Below are 15,626 nucleotides of genomic sequence, written 5' to 3' on the forward strand. Positions count from 1 at the left end.
ACACCTCTCGTCAGCCGTCGTGGTCACGGCCGACGTCACGATCCCGCCGGCACCGCTTCTCCAACTCCGCGTGGATCAGGGCGTCGATCAGCTTGCGGGCCGTCGGCAACGGCACCGTCCCCAGGAACACGGACGGCTCACCACTGAGGGACGCGCGGCCCTTCAACAGCGGCCACGAGTCCGTGTCCCCGACCCTGATGCCCATCTCCGCCAGCACTCGACCCAGCATGAAAGCCACGTCGTCGGCTTTCTTCTTGCCTGCCAGGAAGGCGTCGGCTTGCTGTGCGGCTGCTTCGATGTCCGTGGTCATGCCCAAGACGCTAGAGACGGGCGCTTCCGGGGCTCAACAGAGTTCTATGAAGTTGCGGACCCTACTCCAGGGAATCGATCGCAGAGGTGATGCGCGTCCGCGCGTTGGACCCGTACACGGCCAGGCGTTGCAGCCCTTTGAAGGCTCGCAGATACATCCGGACCTCGCTCGGGGAGGTCACGGTGACCCGGGCCGTCAGCAGCTCGACCCCCACTTGCCGGTCGTCGTAGACGCTGAACGTCTCGACCGCCCACATGTCCCGCTCTCCCCGAAATGGGATGACGCCTAGAGATATGGACGGCAACGACATGACCTCCAGCAGGTAGCCGAGTTGTCCAGCCATGACCGCCGAGTCTCCGACCTGGTGGTACAGCGCGGCTTCTTCGACGAGGAGCACGGCGCGGCGTCGTGGTTCGCGGATCACGTGTGACCGGCGTACACGAGCCGCTGCGGCCTCTTCGAAGTCTGGCTTCGTCTTGTGGAAGCCGCCGTACATCTTCAGCATGGCCGCCGCGTAGCTGTGGGTCTGGAGGAGACCGGGCACGAGATGCGAGCAGTACACACGGAACAGCTGGGTCTGCTCGAAGAGCGGGGCGATTTCCTCTTGGAGCTGCCGCAGACCGCTGCGCTGGAGCCGCTTCCACTCCACGTACATGGACTCGACGGTCCTGGTGGCCGCGATCAGGTCGTCAGTGTGTTCTTCGGCGCCGCAGGCTTGACACCACTTGCGGATGGCGTCATCCGATGGAGGCGTGCGAGCGTTCTCCAGCCGGGACACCTTGGACTTGTGCCAGCCGCAGAGATCGGCCACCTCACGCGACTGGAGACCGGCGTTCTTGCGGATATCGACCAGACGCTCCGCGAGGGCTTCGCGGGCGGCCTGTACGGCAGACGACGGCGTATTCGTGGGCATGAGGTGGCTCTTGTACGTCAGACCTTGAACTCCTTGTGCGGGACTGCCCGGTCCCACACCGTCTCGAACGCGGTTGTGCAGAGCCGTGCCACGGCGGGGTCTTCGGAGTACTGCCCTTCCAGGCCTGCGCCGTCACCGGAGAACAGGTTGAAGCGAACCGCCTTGTTGTCGAGCAGCCAGAAGTCGTTGCCGGGGAGCGCGATGTCCGACGCTTCGCTCCGAGGCAGCCAACGCGATTCCTCGCCGGCTTGATCGGTCAGGTAGGTGCTGGCGTGTTCGAAGCGGATGTAGTCGGTGACCGGTTCGGAGACGATTCGGACCCGCCTTACCGCGACACCCCGGGCCACGGTCTCACGGATGAGGTCGAGCCAGGGCTTCCAGTGGTCGGACTCGGGGTCGAGGTTCTGAACCCCGGTCGCCCGCCACCGCTCGAAGTCGGCAGCCTCCTCAGCGACACCGTAGGAGTCGCGCATTTCCAGGTGGACAGCCGACTGCCGTGCCGACCTCAGCAGCTCACTGAAGTCGGGCACGTTGTTCTGCCACATCGCATGCCTTCCTGATCGCTGGCACCATGCGTGCCGGAATACGGATCACTGTCTCGTGGTCAGGGATGGGTCCCGTTTCCTGGCACTCGTCCTGGGTCGTCTCATCGGCCTTCCACCCCTGGAACACCATGTCGGCGTTGTCCTCGTCCACCCATGCCGTCGGGCTCTGTCCTGTCTGGGTGTTTGGATCTTTCGCGATGAACCGTAGTGCCATGACTGCCTCCCGTGCCGAGCCAGTTGCGCTTGGTTGCACGACCCTCGTCCTTGGGGCGCCACGGCGTCAAGAGGGCCTGCAGCAGGGGCTGTCAGAGGCCCGGCCGGCGGCTTCCGTCGCCGCCACGACATCGCCACATGACACCCGGAAAGAGGCCGGAACAGCTATGACCACTCCGAGACGGCGAGGACGGTGATCTGACGGCAAAAAGCCCCCTGGCCTGCCGTTTTGGCAGATCAGAGGGCCTTGCTTCAGATGGTCGACGGACGAGTCGGCCTGTACGCCGGGTTCTGTCTCCCGGAAGCCTCGCGGCCTTCGGGGAGGCGGCCATCCATCTAGGCCTGCCGTTGCCGGCAGGCTCGTGCGGTCTACCCGCGGACTCGGGCGGGCAGCCCTCGGTCGTCCGCGCAGGGTCGCCGTGCGGCGGCCCCTCTTGACCTTGCTCCGGGTGGGGTTTACCTAGCCGTCCAGGTCACCCTGGACGCTGGTGGTCTCTTACACCACCGTTTCACCCTTACCGGAAGCCTCGCGGCCTCCGGCGGTCTGTTTTCTGTGGCACTGTCCCGCGGGTCACCCCGGGTGGGCGTTACCCACCACCCTGCCGTGTGGAGCCCGGACGTTCCTCGGGGGATCCGAAGATCCCACGCGGCCGCCCGGCCGGCTCGTCCGCCGTGCTGACCATGCTACCTGCCGTGCACGCGGGCCCTTGACCTTGTCCAGGGGGCGACGTTTCTACTGGTCCCATGAGGCTCTTACGCGCGTGGTCCGTGCACGAGGCGAGGACGTGGACCGGTCTCGCGCTGTGGCTGACGCGGCGCCGCGACGGGGTCGGCGACGGTGTGCGGGGCTTCGGGTACGCCCGTGCCCAGGCGTCGACGATGTACGCCCTGGTCTTCGTGTGCCTGGTCGAGACCGTGGGGATGACCTTCTGGACGGCGGCCATGGGGATACCCGTCCTGCACTGGACGGTGCTGGCGGCGGATGTCTACACCGTGCTGCTCGCCCTCGGCTACCACGCCGGGAACGTCGTCCGCCCGCACACGGTCGGCCCGGACGGGCTGCGCGTCCGCCACGGCGGTGCGCTGGACGTACGGATACCGGCCCGTCTCCTCGTGGACGCCCGCCCCGAACTGCGGTTCCCCAGTGGCGGCGAGACGCCCGACGGCGTCCTGGACCTCCCCGTCGCGGGGCAGACCTCGCTCACGGTGGAGCTGTCGGGGCCCGCCACCGTCACGCGGCCGCTCGGGCGGCGCCGGGAGGTCCGTACGGTCCACTGCCACGCCGACGACCCGCGGGCCGCCGTGGCCGCGATCCGGGAGCTGATCGCGGGGGCCGGGCTCACGCCGGGGCGAACCACACCTTGTCCCGGCCCGGATCGGCCTCGATGACGCGGACGCGCATGCGGTGCCCGAGCGGCAGCGGCGGGCCGTCGGCGTCGCCCTCGACGTGGCCGACCACCGCGGGCTCGTAGAGGTGGACCGTGCCCGCGGTGGGCCGCTGTTCCTGGACGTCCACGACGTAGGCGTCGAAGACCTGGCCGATGCGGTCCCGCAGCAGCGCCGCCTCGACGAGGTCCACGCACTCCCGCTCGATCCGGGCGGCCCGCCGGGTACCCGTCGCCATCTCGTCCGGCAGCGCGTCGAGGGCGACCCGCACCCACTCCGGGGGTTCGGTGCCCGCGGCCGCCGCCAGGCACAGCTCGCCCGCGTAGCGGTCGACGAGACGGCGCAGCGGGGCCGTGCAGTGGGCGTACGGGGCGGCGAGCGCGGCGTGGGTGACGGCGGCCGGGTCGGCGGGGACGGGGAGGGCGGCCGGGCGGTCGCGGTCGAAGGCGGTGTAGCCCGCGCCGCGCAGGAGGGCGGTGCACTCCTGGAGGAAGGCCGCGTGCTGGGTGTGGGTGGGGTCGAGGGCGCGGACGACGACGGCGTACGGCATGTTCTCGGGCCAGTTGACGCCGAGGGCGCGGGCGACCCGGCGCAGCCTGGTGACCGCGGGCTCGGGCGCGGCCGGGAGGGTGCGCAGGATGCCGGTGCCCGCGCGGAGCATCAGGTCGGCGGCGGCCATGCCGGTCATCAGGGATATCTGGGCGTTCCAGCCGTCGGCGGGCAGCGGGGCGCGGTATTCGAGCGCGTAGTGGCGGCCGCGGTGGATGATCTCCTGCTCGGGCACGTGCAGCGAGACGCCGCCGCGGGTGCGCTCCAGTTCCTCGCGGCGCAGGCCGATCTCGCGCAGCAGCGACAGCGGTTCCTCGGCGGTGCCGGAGTCGACGGCGCGCTGGACGCCCGCGTAGTCGAGCTTGGCGCGGCTGCGGACGAGGGCGCGGCGCACGTCCGTCCGGACGACCCGGCCGTCCGTGTCGAGGTCGAACTCCCAGAGCAGCGCGGGCCGGGTGTGGTCGGGCAGCAGGCTGGCGGCGCCCTCGCCGAGCACGTCGGGGTGCAGGGGGACGCGCCCGTCGGGGTAGTAGAGGGTCATCACGCGCCGGTGTGCCTCGGCGTCCAGGGCGAGGCCGGGGCGGACGAAGGCGGACACGTCGGCGATCGCGTAGTGCACGCGGAAGCCGCCCGTGGCGCGGCGGGCGAGGAACATGGCCTGGTCGAGGTCCATCGACGCGGGCGGGTCGATGGTGAAGAGCGGCAGGTCGGTGGCGTCGTGGGCGGGCGGCCGGGGCGGGCGGCGCGCGGCGGCCTCCGCCTCCGCGAGGACGTCGGGCGGGAACGCCGGGGGCGCGCCCGTCCGTACCCGCAACTCGCGCAGGGCGGCCCGCAAGGGCGTGCCGTCCGCGTCGGTGACGTGCAGTTCCCGGCGGGGCATGGTTCCGAGCGTAGGCGCGCCGGGGGCGGGCGGCGCGGTGAGCGTGCCCGCCGGGGGCCGGGTCCGGCGCGGTTTCGGCATAGGCTGCCACGGGCCCGTACCGCAGAACCGCTGGAGGAGATCGACCGTGCTCGTGCTGTTGCCGCCGTCCGAGGGGAAGGCCACGGCCGTCGAAGGCGGGGCCGCGCTGGACGTCGGCGCGCTCTCGCTGCCGGGGCTGACCGGAGCCCGGGAAGCCGTGCTCGCGGAGCTGGTGGAGCTGTGCGCGGGCGACGAGGAGAAGGCCGCGGAGGTCCTCGGGCTGTCGCAGGGGCTGCGCGGCGAGATCGCGAAGAACGCGGGCCTGCGGACGGCGGGCACGCGCCCGGCCGGCGAGGTCTACACGGGCGTGCTGTACGACGCACTGGGGCTCGCGACCCTGGACGCGGCGGCGCGGCGCCGGGCGGAGCGCTCGCTGCTGGTCTTCTCGGGCCTGTGGGGCGCGGTGCGGGTGGGCGACCCGATCCCGTCGTACCGCTGCTCGATGGGTGTGCGGCTGCCGGGGCTCGGCGCGCTCGGCGCGTACTGGCGCGGCGCGATGGAGGCGCACCTGCCCGAGGCGGCGGGGGACGGGCTGGTGCTCGACCTGCGCTCGGCGGCCTACGCGACGGCGTGGAAGCCGAAGGGGGCCGTCGCGGAGCGGACGGCGACGGTCCGGGTGCTCCACTCGAAGGTCGTGGACGGGGTCGAGAAGCGGTCCGTGGTGAGCCACTTCAACAAGGCGACCAAGGGGCGCCTGGTCCGCGACCTGCTGACGGCGGGCGCCGACCCGGCGGACCCGGCGGAACTGACGGCGGCGCTGCGCGACCTGGGGTACGCGGTGGAGGACACGGCACCGGCGAAGGCGGGCCGGGCGTGGGCGCTGGACGTCGTGGTGACGGATCTCTGAGCGGACTTTCGACCGGCGGGCTTCCGTCACATCGGGTAAGGCCGGCCCGGGTAAGGCCGATCGTCCGCGACGGTCATGACAACATGGTTGATCCGACAACAACCGTGGAGCGCGACCCATGACGGACCCCGGCAGCGGCATCGCCGAACCCCAGACGGACCGGCCGGCCCCCGTCGTCGACCGGATGGCCGGGGCCCGGCGCACGGGCCTGCTCGTCACCCTCGTGCTCGGCGGGCTCACCGCCCTGCCGCCGCTCTCCATGGACATGTACCTCCCGGCCCTGCCGGAGGTCACCGACGCGCTGCACCGCCCGGCCGCGACCGTCCAGCTCACCCTCACCGCCTGCCTGCTGGGCATGGCGCTCGGACAGCTCGTCGTCGGCCCCATGAGCGACAAGTGGGGGCGCCGCCGCCCGCTCCTCGCGGGCATGGTGGTCTACGTCCTCGCCACCGCGGTGTGCGCCCTCGCGCCCACCGCCGAGCTGCTGGTCGGCTTCCGGCTGCTGCAGGGTCTCGCGGGCGCGGCGGGCATCGTCATCGCGCGGGCCGTGGTCCGCGACCTCTACGACGGCGTCGCCATGGCCCGCTTCTTCTCCACCCTCATGCTGATCTCCGGGGTCGCCCCGGTGGTCGCCCCGCTGATAGGCGGGCAGGTGCTGCGGCTCACCGACTGGCGCGGCGTCTTCGTCGTCCTGACCGTCGTCGGGCTGCTCCTCACGCTCCTGGTGTGGCGCGTCCTCGACGAGACGCTGCCGCCCGGCCGACGGCAGCCGGGCGGGCTCGGCGCGGCCCTGCGCGCGATGGGCGCCCTGCTGGGCGACCGGGTCTTCACCGGCTACATGCTCTCCGGCGGCTTCGCCTTCGCCGCGCTCTTCGCGTACATCTCGGCGTCGCCCTTCGTGATCCAGGACATCTACGGGGCGTCCCCGCAGACCTTCAGCCTGCTCTTCGGGCTCAACTCGGTCGGCCTGGTCCTGGTCGGCCAGCTCAACGGCAAGTTCCTCATCGGGCGCGTCAGCCTCGACAAGGTCCTCGGCGCAGGGCTGGTCGTCGTCCTCCTCGCGGCCGCGGCCCTGCTGGTGCTGACCTCCGGGGCCCTCGGCGAGCCGGGCCTGGCGCCCGTCGCCGCCGGGCTCTTCGTCCTGATGTCCGCCATGGGCCTCGCCATGCCGAACACCAACGCGCAGGCCCTGATGCGCTCGAAGGACGCGGCGGGCTCGGCGTCCGCCCTGCTGGGCACGACGACGTTCGCCCTCGGGGCCCTGGTGTCACCACTGGTGGGCATCGCGGGGGAACGGACGGCCGTGCCGATGGCGGTGGTCCAGCTCGGGTGCGCGGCGCTGGCGCTGGTGTGCTTCCTGGGGCTGTGCAGGCCGTGGCGGCGCTAGCGGGCCGCGGGGGCACAGGGGACGCATAGGCCCCTGGCACGGGCGAATAAACTTCGCTCCATGCACGCCCCCCACTCCTTCTCCACCGGCGAGAACCTGCGCGCCTCGCTCGCCGCGGTCCTCGACGGGCTGCCGCCGCGGCAGGCGAGCCAGGCCGTCGAGCGGCTGATCGCCAACTACCGGGGGCGCACCCCGACGCACACGCCGGTGCTGCGCGACCGCTCCGACGTGGTCGCGTACGCCGCGTACCGGATGCCCGCGACCTTCGAGGCCGTGCGGTCCGTGCTGGAGGCGTTCCGGGACCGGCTGCCGGAGTGGGTGCCCGCCACGCACGTGGATGTCGGCGGCGGCACGGGCGCCGCGAGCTGGGCGGTGGCCGCCGCCTGGGCGGGGCACGAGCGGCGGACCACCGTGTTCGACTGGGCGGAGCCCGCCCTCGCGCTCGGTGCCGAGCTGGCCCGGGGCGCGGAGGACGAGGCGCTGCGCGCCGCCGAGTGGCGGCGGCAGACCATCGGCGGTGCGCTCACGATCCCCGACGGCACGGACCTGGTGACCGTCTCCTACGTGCTGGGCGAGCTCACCGACGCGGACCGCCGGGCCGTGACGGACGAGGCGGCCCGCGCCGCCCGCGCCGTCGTCCTGATCGAACCGGGCACCCCGGACGGCTACCTCCGCGTCATCGAGGCCCGCGACCGGCTGGTCGCGGCCGGCTTCCGGGTGGTCGCCCCCTGCCCGCACAGCGCCGCCTGCCCGATCGAACCGGGCGCGGACTGGTGCCACTTCTCCGCCCGGGTGAGCCGCTCCTCGCTGCACCGGCAGGTCAAGGGCGGCTCACTGCCGTACGAGGACGAGAAGTTCTCGTACGTGGCCGCGGTGCGCGACGCCGACGTGCCGGCCGCGCCCGCCCGGGTCGTGCGCAAGCCGCAGATCCGCAAGGGGCAGGTCCTCCTGGACCTGTGTGTCCCCGAGGGCGGACTGACCCGCGAGACGGTGACCAAGCGGCACGGCCCGCTCTACCGGACGGCGCGCGACACGGACTGGGGCGACACCTGGCCGCCCGAGGAGGGCTGACCCCCCTAACTCGGGGGATTCCCCGGCCGGTTCAGCGCAGCTCCTGGGTGCAGCACTTCACGCTGCCGCCCCCCTTGAGCAGCTCCCCGAGGTCCAGCCCGACCGGCTCGAAGCCCCGGGCCCGCAGCGGCGCGAAGAGGCCCACGGCCGCCTGCGGCAGCAGCACATGGCGGCCGTCGGACACCGCGTTCAGCCCCAGCGCCGAGGCGTCCTCCTCGGTGGCGACGAGCGCGTCCGGGAAGAGCCGTTCCAGCACGGCCCGGCTGCCGGGGGAGAAGGCGCCGGGGTAGTACATGACCTCGTCGCCGTCGAGCACGGACAGGGCGGTGTCCAGGTGGTAGTAGCGGGGGTCGACGAGATCGAGCCCGATCACCGGGCGCCCGAAGAACTCCTGGGCCTCGGGGTGCGAGAGCGGGCTGCTGCGGAAGCCGCGCCCGGCGAGCAGCCAGGAGGCGGTGACGGCGAAGTCCCCCTCGCCCTCGTTGATGTGCTCCGGTTCGAGCACGTCCCGGTAGCCGTGCGCGCGGAACCACTCCGCGTGGACGGCGGCCTCGGCGGCCCGCTCGGGATGCGCGAACCGGGCGCCCAGCACCCGGCCGCCGACGACGGTGGCGCCGTTCGCCGCGTAGACCATGTCGGGGAGGCCGGGCCGTGGGTCCAGCACCTCGACGGTGTGCCCGAGGGCGAGGTACCGGTCGCGCAGATCCTCCCACTGGGCGAGGGCGAGGGGCAGGTCGACCGGCTTGGCGGGATCCATCCAGGGGTTGATGGAGTAGGTGACCCTGAAGTGCACCGGCGGGCACATCAGATAGCGCCGCGGGGTGACGGTCCGCCGCGCGACGGCAGCGGCAGGTGGTGCGGTACGCAAGGAAGGCTCCTCACGGTGGAGAAGGGCACGTGCGGGGTACCGCACGTGCCCAAATCGTCCTCGCTCCAAGGGGGTTGGCGCATGAACCGTACGGGTGGTTTACCCGTGACCCTCTGCAGCGCCGGTGGCCCGGGGCCGTCCCTCGGTCCCCTCACGCGCCGTTGGTCCCGCTCCGTCCTTCGCGCAACTTCCGCAGCAGTTCCCGCTTCTGGGCGTTCGGGTCCGTGCCGCTTCCGGCGCGGCCCGCGCGGTCGCCGCGGAGGGCGGCGCGGGAGAGGTTGCTGCGGGTGCCGCCGACCCCGAGCATGCCGCCCGTATTGCCTCGGCTCATGGGGTTCTCCTCCCGATTTGGCGAGACGCTGCGTCTCGCTTCACTCGTAAGGCTGAACGAGACGCGACGTCTTGTCAAGACGATACGTCTCGCCTTGTTCCTCGCTAGGATGCGGCCATGTCCCAGCAGACACCCGCCCCGAAGAGCCCCGACGTCAGCCGCCGCAGCGAGCGCTCCCGCCGCGCGATCCTCGACGCGGCCCTCGAACTGGTCGGGGAAGTCGGATTCGGCAAGCTCACCATCGAGGCCATCGCCGCCCGCGCGGGCGTCGGCAAGCAGACGATCTACCGCTGGTGGCCCTCCAAGGCGGCGGTGCTTTTCGAGGCCTGCGTGCCCGACGGCGTCGACAGCGCCGACGAGGTCGAACTCCCCGACACCGGCGACCTCGAAGCCGACCTCAAGACCGTGCTGCGGGCCACCGTGGACGAACTCGTCGACGAGCGCCTCGCCGCCGCGACCCGCGCCCTGTCCGCCGAGACGCAGAACGACCCCGAACTCGGCCGGGCGCTCGTCGAGAAGGTCCTCGAACCCCAGCTCCAGGCGTACGTCCGCAGGCTGCGGGCGGCACAGCGGGCCGGGCAGGTCGCCGAGGACGTCGACCTCCGCATCGCCCTCGAACTCCTCGTCGGCCCCCTCTTCCACCGCTGGCACAACCGCACCCTGCCGCTCACCCACGCCTATGCGGACACCGTGGTCGAGCTCGCGCTGCGCGGCCTCGCCCCGCGCTGAACGCGCAGGACACGGCGCCGCCGACAGCGTGAGCGGCCCGTCTCACACCACCTGGATAGGTCCGACGGTCACACCAGGCGCAGGATGGTGGCAGCATTGAGCGGAGACCGCGGTCGAAGTGAGGGGATAGATGGAACGCAAGAGCAGGTTCTCCCAGTGGCTGCGTCGCCCCAGGAGCGGAGCGGGCGGCGATACGGGTACCGGAGCGGCCTCGGCGGCCGCCCGCGAAGAACTGCTCCTGGCCGCGGCTGCGGCGGGCTTCCCGCTGGCCCCGGCCGCGCACCCCTCGGGGTACGGCTGTTCCTGTGAGCGCATCGGCTGTCCGACGCCGGCCCGCCACCCCATCTCCTTCGCCTGGCAGACCCTCGCCACCACCGACGCGGAACAGGTCACCAAGTGGCTGCGCGCCCAGCCTGAGGCCAACTTCATCACCGCCACCGGCATCGCGCACGACGTCCTCGACGTACCGGCGGAAGCGGGCCGCAAGGCCCTGGACCGGCTGGAGGCGGCCGGGGTCGAGGTCGGCCCGGTCGCCACGGTCACCCCCGACCGCATGCTCTTCTTCACGGCCACGCGCGGCACGCCCGACGACGAGGACGAGTGGTGGCCGTGCGAGCTGGACTGCCACCCCGAGACGCTGGACGAGCATCCCGGGCTGCGGTGGCACTGCCGCGGCAGCTATGTACTGCTGCCGCCGGCGCGGCTGCCCGCCGACGGGCAGGTGGCCTGGCTGTACGGGGCGGAGCGGGCGTTGCCGGATCCGCTGTCGCTGCTTGAAGCTCTTACGGATGCGTGTGCGCAGGTTGCGCACCATGAGTCGGAGGCGTGGCCGATCGGCCGCTGACCGCGTCGCCTGCGGCGGGCTTGTTCCCCTCCCCGCCCCTTCCCGAACTGGGGGCAAGCCCCCAGCCCCCCTGTTCGGGGCTGCGCCCCGGACCCCGCAACACGGCTTCGCCGCGTTGTCCTCAAACGCCGGACGGGCTGAATTTCGCGGACCGTGGTTCTTTGTCCTGCGGCCCGCAGGCTTGCGGCCCGCAGGTTGCGGGCTACGCCTGCAAATCCAGCCCGTCCGGCGTTTGAGGACGCGGCCGCAGGCCGCCCCCGCCGCTGGGGGTCCCCCCGGCCGAAGGCTGGGGGAGGCCACGGGCCCGCACCCATAGGGGTGGGATCAATCGGCCTTCACGGCCGTCACGCTCTCGATGCGGTTGAGGAAGACGACCCGGTCGTCCGACGTGGCGGGCGGTATGCGGACCGCCGACTCCGAGACCTTCGTGTACGTCACCGACCGGTTGAGGTCGCCCGTCAGCAGGGCCTTCATCCGGGGGTCCGTGACGGCGGGCCGCAGGCCCTGTGCCATCGTGCGCCGTTCGCGGTGGTGCGCGGAGAAGAACGCCAGCGCGCCACCGCCCTCGACGCGCAGCGCCACCGCGGGGAAGCCGTCGGCCGGCTCGGGGGTGTCGATGAACTCCGTCCAGAACGTCGGCGTCCGCTTGAGCTTGTCGCGCTCCTCGCGCATCCCCGTGGTCCGGGGACCCGGCGCGAAGGCCGAACCGCCGCCGGTCCGCAGGAAGTCGGTGTACGCGGCGCTCACCGCGTCCGGCGCCAGGGCCAGTTCAGGGTCCTGGCCCTTGCCCTTGGCGGCCGGCACGGCCTCCGCGTAGCCGTCCTTGTCGGTGACGAACGCCGGCACCTTGTCGGGGCTGAGGATCGACAGATAGCCCGCCCGCCAGGGCTCCTTCACCCCGTCCCGCAGGAACACCACGAACCAGCGGTTGCCGTCGCGGTTGCTGCGGGTGTCGGCCACGAAGAACTTGGGCCAGCCCGCCTGCTTGGGGATGGTGAACCGGGCGTCGTCGAGAACGAGCGGCGGATACTTCGGGTTGCCGCCCGGCGTCACCGCGTTCTGCGTGGTCATGTCGGCGTTGCCGATCTCGGCGAGCGGACCGCTCTCGACCTTGGCGATGACGCCCCGGTCGAGCTTGCGGTACGCCTCGTTGTAGCCCTCCGTGAACTTCCGGAGGACCTTGGGGGCCTCAGCCCTGTCCACCGACGGGATGATCTCCCGTTCCCCGTGCACCGTCATGCACCCGGTCGCCGTCAGCAGCAGCGCGGACACCGTCAGCACTGCCGGAACGGTCGGCGGCCGATGGGACTGCCGGCGTCTCATGGGGCTTCGACTCCTTGGTGGCTGCTCGGTTCGGCGCCACCCTACCCGGGGCGAAGAAGACCAGGAGGGTGGGTACCAGATACAGCGCCCACACCGCGACCTGGAGCCAGGTCGGGTCCGGCTGGAAGTTGAACACGCCCTTGAGCAGGGTGCCGTACCAGCTGTCGACCGGGATCTGCTCGCTGACGTCGAACGCCTTGTTCCCCAGACCGGGCAGGACGTCGGCCTCCTGCAGGTCGTGGAAGCCGTACGCGAGCACGCCCGCCGCCACCACGATCAGCATGCCGCCGGTCCAGGTGAAGAACTTCGCCAGGTTGATCTTCAGTGCGCCCCGGTAGAACAGCCAGCCGAGGACCACCGCGGTGAGCAGCCCGAGGAGCGCCCCGACCAGCGGTCGCACCCCGTCGTCGGTGGCCTGCACGGCCGTCCAGATGAACAGCGCGGTCTCCAGGCCCTCCCGGCCCACCGCCAGGAACGCCGTGACGACCAGGGCCGTCGTGCCCATGGCGAGGGCCGCGTCGAGCTTGCCGTGCAGCTCCGTCCTCAGGTGCCGTGCGGTGCGCCGCATCCAGAAGACCATCCACGTCACCAGGCCGACGGCGATGACGGACAGCGAGCCGCCCAGCATCTCCTGCGACTTGAACGTCATGCTCCGCGAGCCGAACTGCAGCAGCGCGCCGAAGCCCATGCTCAGCAGGACGGCCACGGCGATGCCGAGCCACACGGGGCGCAGCGCGTCCCGGCGCCCCGTCTTGACCAGATAGGCGACGAGGATGCAGACGACCAGGCTGGCCTCCAGCCCCTCGCGCAGGCCGATCAGGTAGTTGCCGAACATACGGCGTCCCCTCCTGTGTCTGTTTCTGTCTCTGCCGAAACGTCGATCACGCGAAGAGCGCCTTGCCCCACCAGTCGTCCTTGCCGCGGACGCCCGGAGGGACGGCGAAGACCGCCGAACCCACGTGCTGGATGTACTCGTTGAGGGCGTCCTTGCCCGCGAGCCGCGTCTGGAGCGGCACGAAGCCGTCCCGTACGTCCTTCTGGTACGCGATGAAGAACAGGCCCGCGTCCAGCCGGCCCAGGCCGTCCGTGCCGTCCGTGAAGGAGTAGCCGCGGCGCAGGATCGTCACGCCGTTGTTGCTGTCCGGGTGGGCCAGCCGCACATGGGCGGTGTCCTTCATGGCCCTGAGGTCGGGCTCGTCGTGCTCGCGCTGCTTGCCCTGCGGCGCGCCCTCCGCCTTGTCGCGGCCGAAGACGTCCTCCTGCTCCTTGAGCGAGGTGCGGTCCCAGGTCTCGATGTGCATGCGGATGCGGCGGGCGACGAGGTAGGAGCCGCCGACCATCCAGTCGGGGCCGTCCTTCTCGCCGACCCAGACGTACTTGCCGAGCCGGTCGGTCTCGGTGCCCGCGATGTTCCGGGTGCCGTCCTTGAAGCCCAGCATGTTGCGCGGTGTCTGGGCGTCGGGCGTCGTCGAGGACGTCTTGCCGAAGCCGAGCTGCGACCAGCGGATCGCGACCCGGCCCATGCCGATGCGGGCGAGGTTGCGGATCGCGTGCACGGCGACCTGGGGGTCGTCCGCGCAGGCCTGGACGCAGAGGTCGCCGCCGCTGCGGGCCGGGTCGAGGTTGTCGCCGGGGAAGGCGGGCAGGTCGATCAGGGCCTTGGGGCGGCGGGACTTGAGGCCGAAGCGGTCCTTGCCGTCCTTCTCGAAGAGGCCGGGGCCGACGCCGAAGGTCAGGGTCAGCCGGGAGGGCTTGAGCCCGAGGGCCTCGCCGGTGTCGTCCGGCGGCAGCTCGTCGTTGTCGCCGATCGCGCCGTCGCCGACCTCGTGGCCCGCGGTCATCCGCGCGGCGGCGGCCGTCCACTCCTGGAGCAGCTTGACCAGCGCGGCACGGTCGGTGGTGGTCACGTCGAAGGACGCGAAGTGCAGCCGGTCCTGCACGGCGGTGGAGATGCCCGCCTGGTGGTCGCCGTGGAACGGCACCGCGTCGCCCGCGGCGGCCGCCGGAGCGGCGTCGTCCTTGCGCATCACGGCCGCGGTGGTGCCACCGGCCACGGCCGCGCCGAGCGCGAGCCCGGCACCGCCCCAGCCCAGCACGGACCGGCGCGAGGGCGCGGCGGCCTTCTGCTCGTCCGGGGTCTTCAGCTCTTCGGTCTTCTTGTCTTCCATGGATCTTTCCCCGGTTACTTCGCGACGGCCGCGGCGAGCTTGGACAGCGGCTCGGAGAGGGCGTTGACGACGTCGGACAGCTTCTTGCGGTCGTCCTTGCCGACGGTGTCGTACGACTTGAAGCCGTCGCCCTCGCGGTAGTCGCCGAGCGTCTTCTTGACCGCCTCGAACTGCTTGTCCAGCTCCTTGACGAGCTCCGGGTCGTGCTTGGCGGCGACCGGCTTCAGCAGGCCGTACGCCTTCTCGGCGCCGTCGACGTTGCCCTCGAAGTCGACCAGGTCGGTGTGGCTGTAGCGCTCCTCCTCACCGGTGATCTTGTTCCGGTACACCTCGTCGAGCAGTTCCTTGGCGCCGTTGGCCATGCTGGTCGGGGTGATCTCGGCGGTGCCGACGCGCTTCTGCCAGTCCTTCAGGTCGGTCATCAGCTGGTCGGCCAGCTTCTTGTCGTCATCGGTGATCTTCTTGTCGTCCCAGAGGGACTTCTCCAGCTTGTGCCAGCCGGTCCACTTCTGGTCCTTCTCCAGGCCGTCCTCGCGGACGTCCACCTTCGGGTCGATGTCACCGAAGGACTCCGCGACCGGCTCGGTGCGCTCCCAGCCGACGCGGGAGGCGGCGTAGGTCTTCTTGGCCTCGTCGAGGTCGCCGCTCTTCACCGCGTCCGCGAACTTCTGCGCCGCCGGGATCGTCTCGTCGGCCTGCTGCTGCGCGTACTTGCGGTACTCGGCGACCGCCTTGTCGAGCTCCGGGTCGCTCTTCTTCTCCGCGCCGCCGCCGGTCACGGTGATCTTCTGCCGGATGCCGTCGCCCTTCATGCCGGGCTTGCAGGCGATCTCGTAGGAACCGGCCTTGATGGTGGCGGTGATCTCCGCCTTGGTGCCGGGGCCTATGTTCTCGCGCTCCGTCACGATCCGGTCGTCCGGGGTGTAGACGTACACCTCGGTGACCTTGGAGCCCTTGTTCTGGACGTTGATCTTGACGTGCCCGGCCGGGAAGGACGTCCTGGAGACCTCGCACTTGTCGTCGGAGGCGGTGACGTTGACGGCGTCCGAGCCCTTGCTGTCCGACTTCTCGGCACAGCCGGACACGGCGGTCAGGGCTGCTGCCGCCGCGACGGCGGTGACGGCGGAGGAGCGGAGGACTCGCATACGGGGCTCCAGGCTTACGGAGGGGACGGAACGGGA

At 71.6% G+C, this 15,626-nt stretch carries 17 protein-coding genes and 1 other RNA gene; 6 read left to right on the forward strand and 12 right to left on the reverse strand.

Annotated features, from left to right (window positions below):
* Positions 1-10 precede the first annotated feature (10 nt).
* The 5 genes from ACWD4A_RS07495 to rnpB form a co-directional block, all read right to left on the reverse strand.
* Complete coding sequence (locus tag ACWD4A_RS07495; protein ID WP_451190563.1) at positions 11-310, reverse strand: hypothetical protein; 300 nt, start codon at positions 308-310, stop codon at positions 11-13.
* Positions 311-371: 61 nt separating this feature from the next.
* Entirely contained in the window at positions 372-1,223 is an 852-nt protein-coding gene (locus ACWD4A_RS07500; protein ID WP_451190564.1) for a helix-turn-helix domain-containing protein, read from the reverse strand.
* A 17-nt stretch (positions 1,224-1,240) separates the two neighbouring features.
* On the reverse strand, positions 1,241-1,696 hold the full coding sequence (locus ACWD4A_RS07505) for a DUF6879 family protein (RefSeq protein WP_451190566.1): 456 nt from the start codon (positions 1,694-1,696) through the stop codon (positions 1,241-1,243).
* Positions 1,697-1,736: 40 nt separating this feature from the next.
* Positions 1,737-1,982: a hypothetical protein gene (locus ACWD4A_RS07510; RefSeq protein WP_451190568.1), complete on the reverse strand. Its 246-nt coding sequence runs from the start codon at positions 1,980-1,982 to the stop codon at positions 1,737-1,739.
* Between the two features lie 263 nt (positions 1,983-2,245).
* An RNA gene (rnpB, locus tag ACWD4A_RS07515) (RNase P RNA component class A) lies at positions 2,246-2,647 on the reverse strand.
* 78 nt (positions 2,648-2,725) lie between these two features.
* Between rnpB and ACWD4A_RS07520 the strand changes: the two genes are divergently transcribed.
* Complete coding sequence (locus tag ACWD4A_RS07520) at positions 2,726-3,370, forward strand: hypothetical protein (RefSeq protein ID WP_451190570.1); 645 nt, start codon at positions 2,726-2,728, stop codon at positions 3,368-3,370.
* On the opposite strand, the gene ACWD4A_RS07525 is transcribed toward ACWD4A_RS07520, so the two are convergent.
* Positions 3,321-4,796 carry an RNB domain-containing ribonuclease gene (locus ACWD4A_RS07525; protein ID WP_451190572.1) on the reverse strand — a complete coding sequence of 492 codons (1,476 nt, stop codon included), beginning with the start codon at positions 4,794-4,796 and terminating at the stop codon, positions 3,321-3,323. The two genes, ACWD4A_RS07520 and ACWD4A_RS07525, sit on opposite strands and share 50 nt — an antisense overlap.
* Before the next feature lie 127 nt (positions 4,797-4,923).
* Between ACWD4A_RS07525 and yaaA the strand changes: the two genes are divergently transcribed.
* The 3 genes from yaaA to ACWD4A_RS07540 all read left to right on the forward strand — a co-directional run bounded on the left by yaaA (position 4,924) and on the right by ACWD4A_RS07540 (position 8,182).
* Positions 4,924-5,724, forward strand: coding sequence for a peroxide stress protein YaaA (gene yaaA / locus ACWD4A_RS07530; RefSeq protein WP_451190574.1), 801 nt, complete (start codon positions 4,924-4,926; stop codon positions 5,722-5,724).
* A gap of 118 nt (positions 5,725-5,842) precedes the next feature.
* On the forward strand, positions 5,843-7,111 hold the full coding sequence (locus ACWD4A_RS07535; RefSeq protein WP_451190576.1) for a Bcr/CflA family multidrug efflux MFS transporter: 1,269 nt from the start codon (positions 5,843-5,845) through the stop codon (positions 7,109-7,111).
* A gap of 60 nt (positions 7,112-7,171) precedes the next feature.
* Positions 7,172-8,182 (forward strand): small ribosomal subunit Rsm22 family protein, encoded by a 1,011-nt coding sequence (locus tag ACWD4A_RS07540; RefSeq protein ID WP_451190578.1) that lies wholly within the window; start codon positions 7,172-7,174, stop codon positions 8,180-8,182.
* A 31-nt stretch (positions 8,183-8,213) separates the two neighbouring features.
* Here the strand turns inward: ACWD4A_RS07540 and ddaH are convergent, their stop codons facing one another.
* Complete coding sequence (gene ddaH, locus ACWD4A_RS07545) at positions 8,214-9,050, reverse strand: dimethylargininase (protein ID WP_451190580.1); 837 nt, start codon at positions 9,048-9,050, stop codon at positions 8,214-8,216.
* Between the two features lie 151 nt (positions 9,051-9,201).
* On the reverse strand, positions 9,202-9,381 hold the full coding sequence (locus ACWD4A_RS07550) for a DUF6243 family protein (RefSeq protein ID WP_451190581.1): 180 nt from the start codon (positions 9,379-9,381) through the stop codon (positions 9,202-9,204).
* A gap of 117 nt (positions 9,382-9,498) precedes the next feature.
* Between ACWD4A_RS07550 and ACWD4A_RS07555 the strand changes: the two genes are divergently transcribed.
* Complete coding sequence (locus tag ACWD4A_RS07555) at positions 9,499-10,110, forward strand: TetR/AcrR family transcriptional regulator (protein ID WP_451190583.1); 612 nt, start codon at positions 9,499-9,501, stop codon at positions 10,108-10,110.
* Positions 10,111-10,240: 130 nt separating this feature from the next.
* Entirely contained in the window at positions 10,241-10,954 is a 714-nt protein-coding gene (locus ACWD4A_RS07560; RefSeq protein ID WP_451190585.1) for a bifunctional DNA primase/polymerase, read from the forward strand.
* 324 nt (positions 10,955-11,278) lie between these two features.
* On the opposite strand, the gene ACWD4A_RS07565 is transcribed toward ACWD4A_RS07560, so the two are convergent.
* Genes ACWD4A_RS07565 through efeO form a run of 4 tightly spaced genes read right to left on the reverse strand, consistent with a single transcriptional unit; the run spans position 11,279 to position 15,590 of the window.
* Positions 11,279-12,193 carry a hypothetical protein gene (locus ACWD4A_RS07565; protein ID WP_451190654.1) on the reverse strand — a complete coding sequence of 305 codons (915 nt, stop codon included), beginning with the start codon at positions 12,191-12,193 and terminating at the stop codon, positions 11,279-11,281.
* Positions 12,144-13,112, reverse strand: a complete 969-nt coding sequence (gene efeU, locus ACWD4A_RS07570; protein WP_451190586.1) for an iron uptake transporter permease EfeU — start codon at positions 13,110-13,112, stop codon at positions 12,144-12,146. The genes ACWD4A_RS07565 and efeU overlap by 50 nt, the downstream gene beginning before the upstream one ends.
* Positions 13,113-13,158: 46 nt before the next feature.
* On the reverse strand, positions 13,159-14,445 hold the full coding sequence (gene efeB / locus ACWD4A_RS07575; protein ID WP_451190588.1) for an iron uptake transporter deferrochelatase/peroxidase subunit: 1,287 nt from the start codon (positions 14,443-14,445) through the stop codon (positions 13,159-13,161).
* A 14-nt stretch (positions 14,446-14,459) separates the two neighbouring features.
* On the reverse strand, positions 14,460-15,590 hold the full coding sequence (gene efeO, locus ACWD4A_RS07580) for an iron uptake system protein EfeO (protein WP_451190590.1): 1,131 nt from the start codon (positions 15,588-15,590) through the stop codon (positions 14,460-14,462).
* Positions 15,591-15,626 lie beyond the last annotated feature (36 nt).

The organism is Streptomyces sp. NPDC002537, from assembly GCF_053594975.1.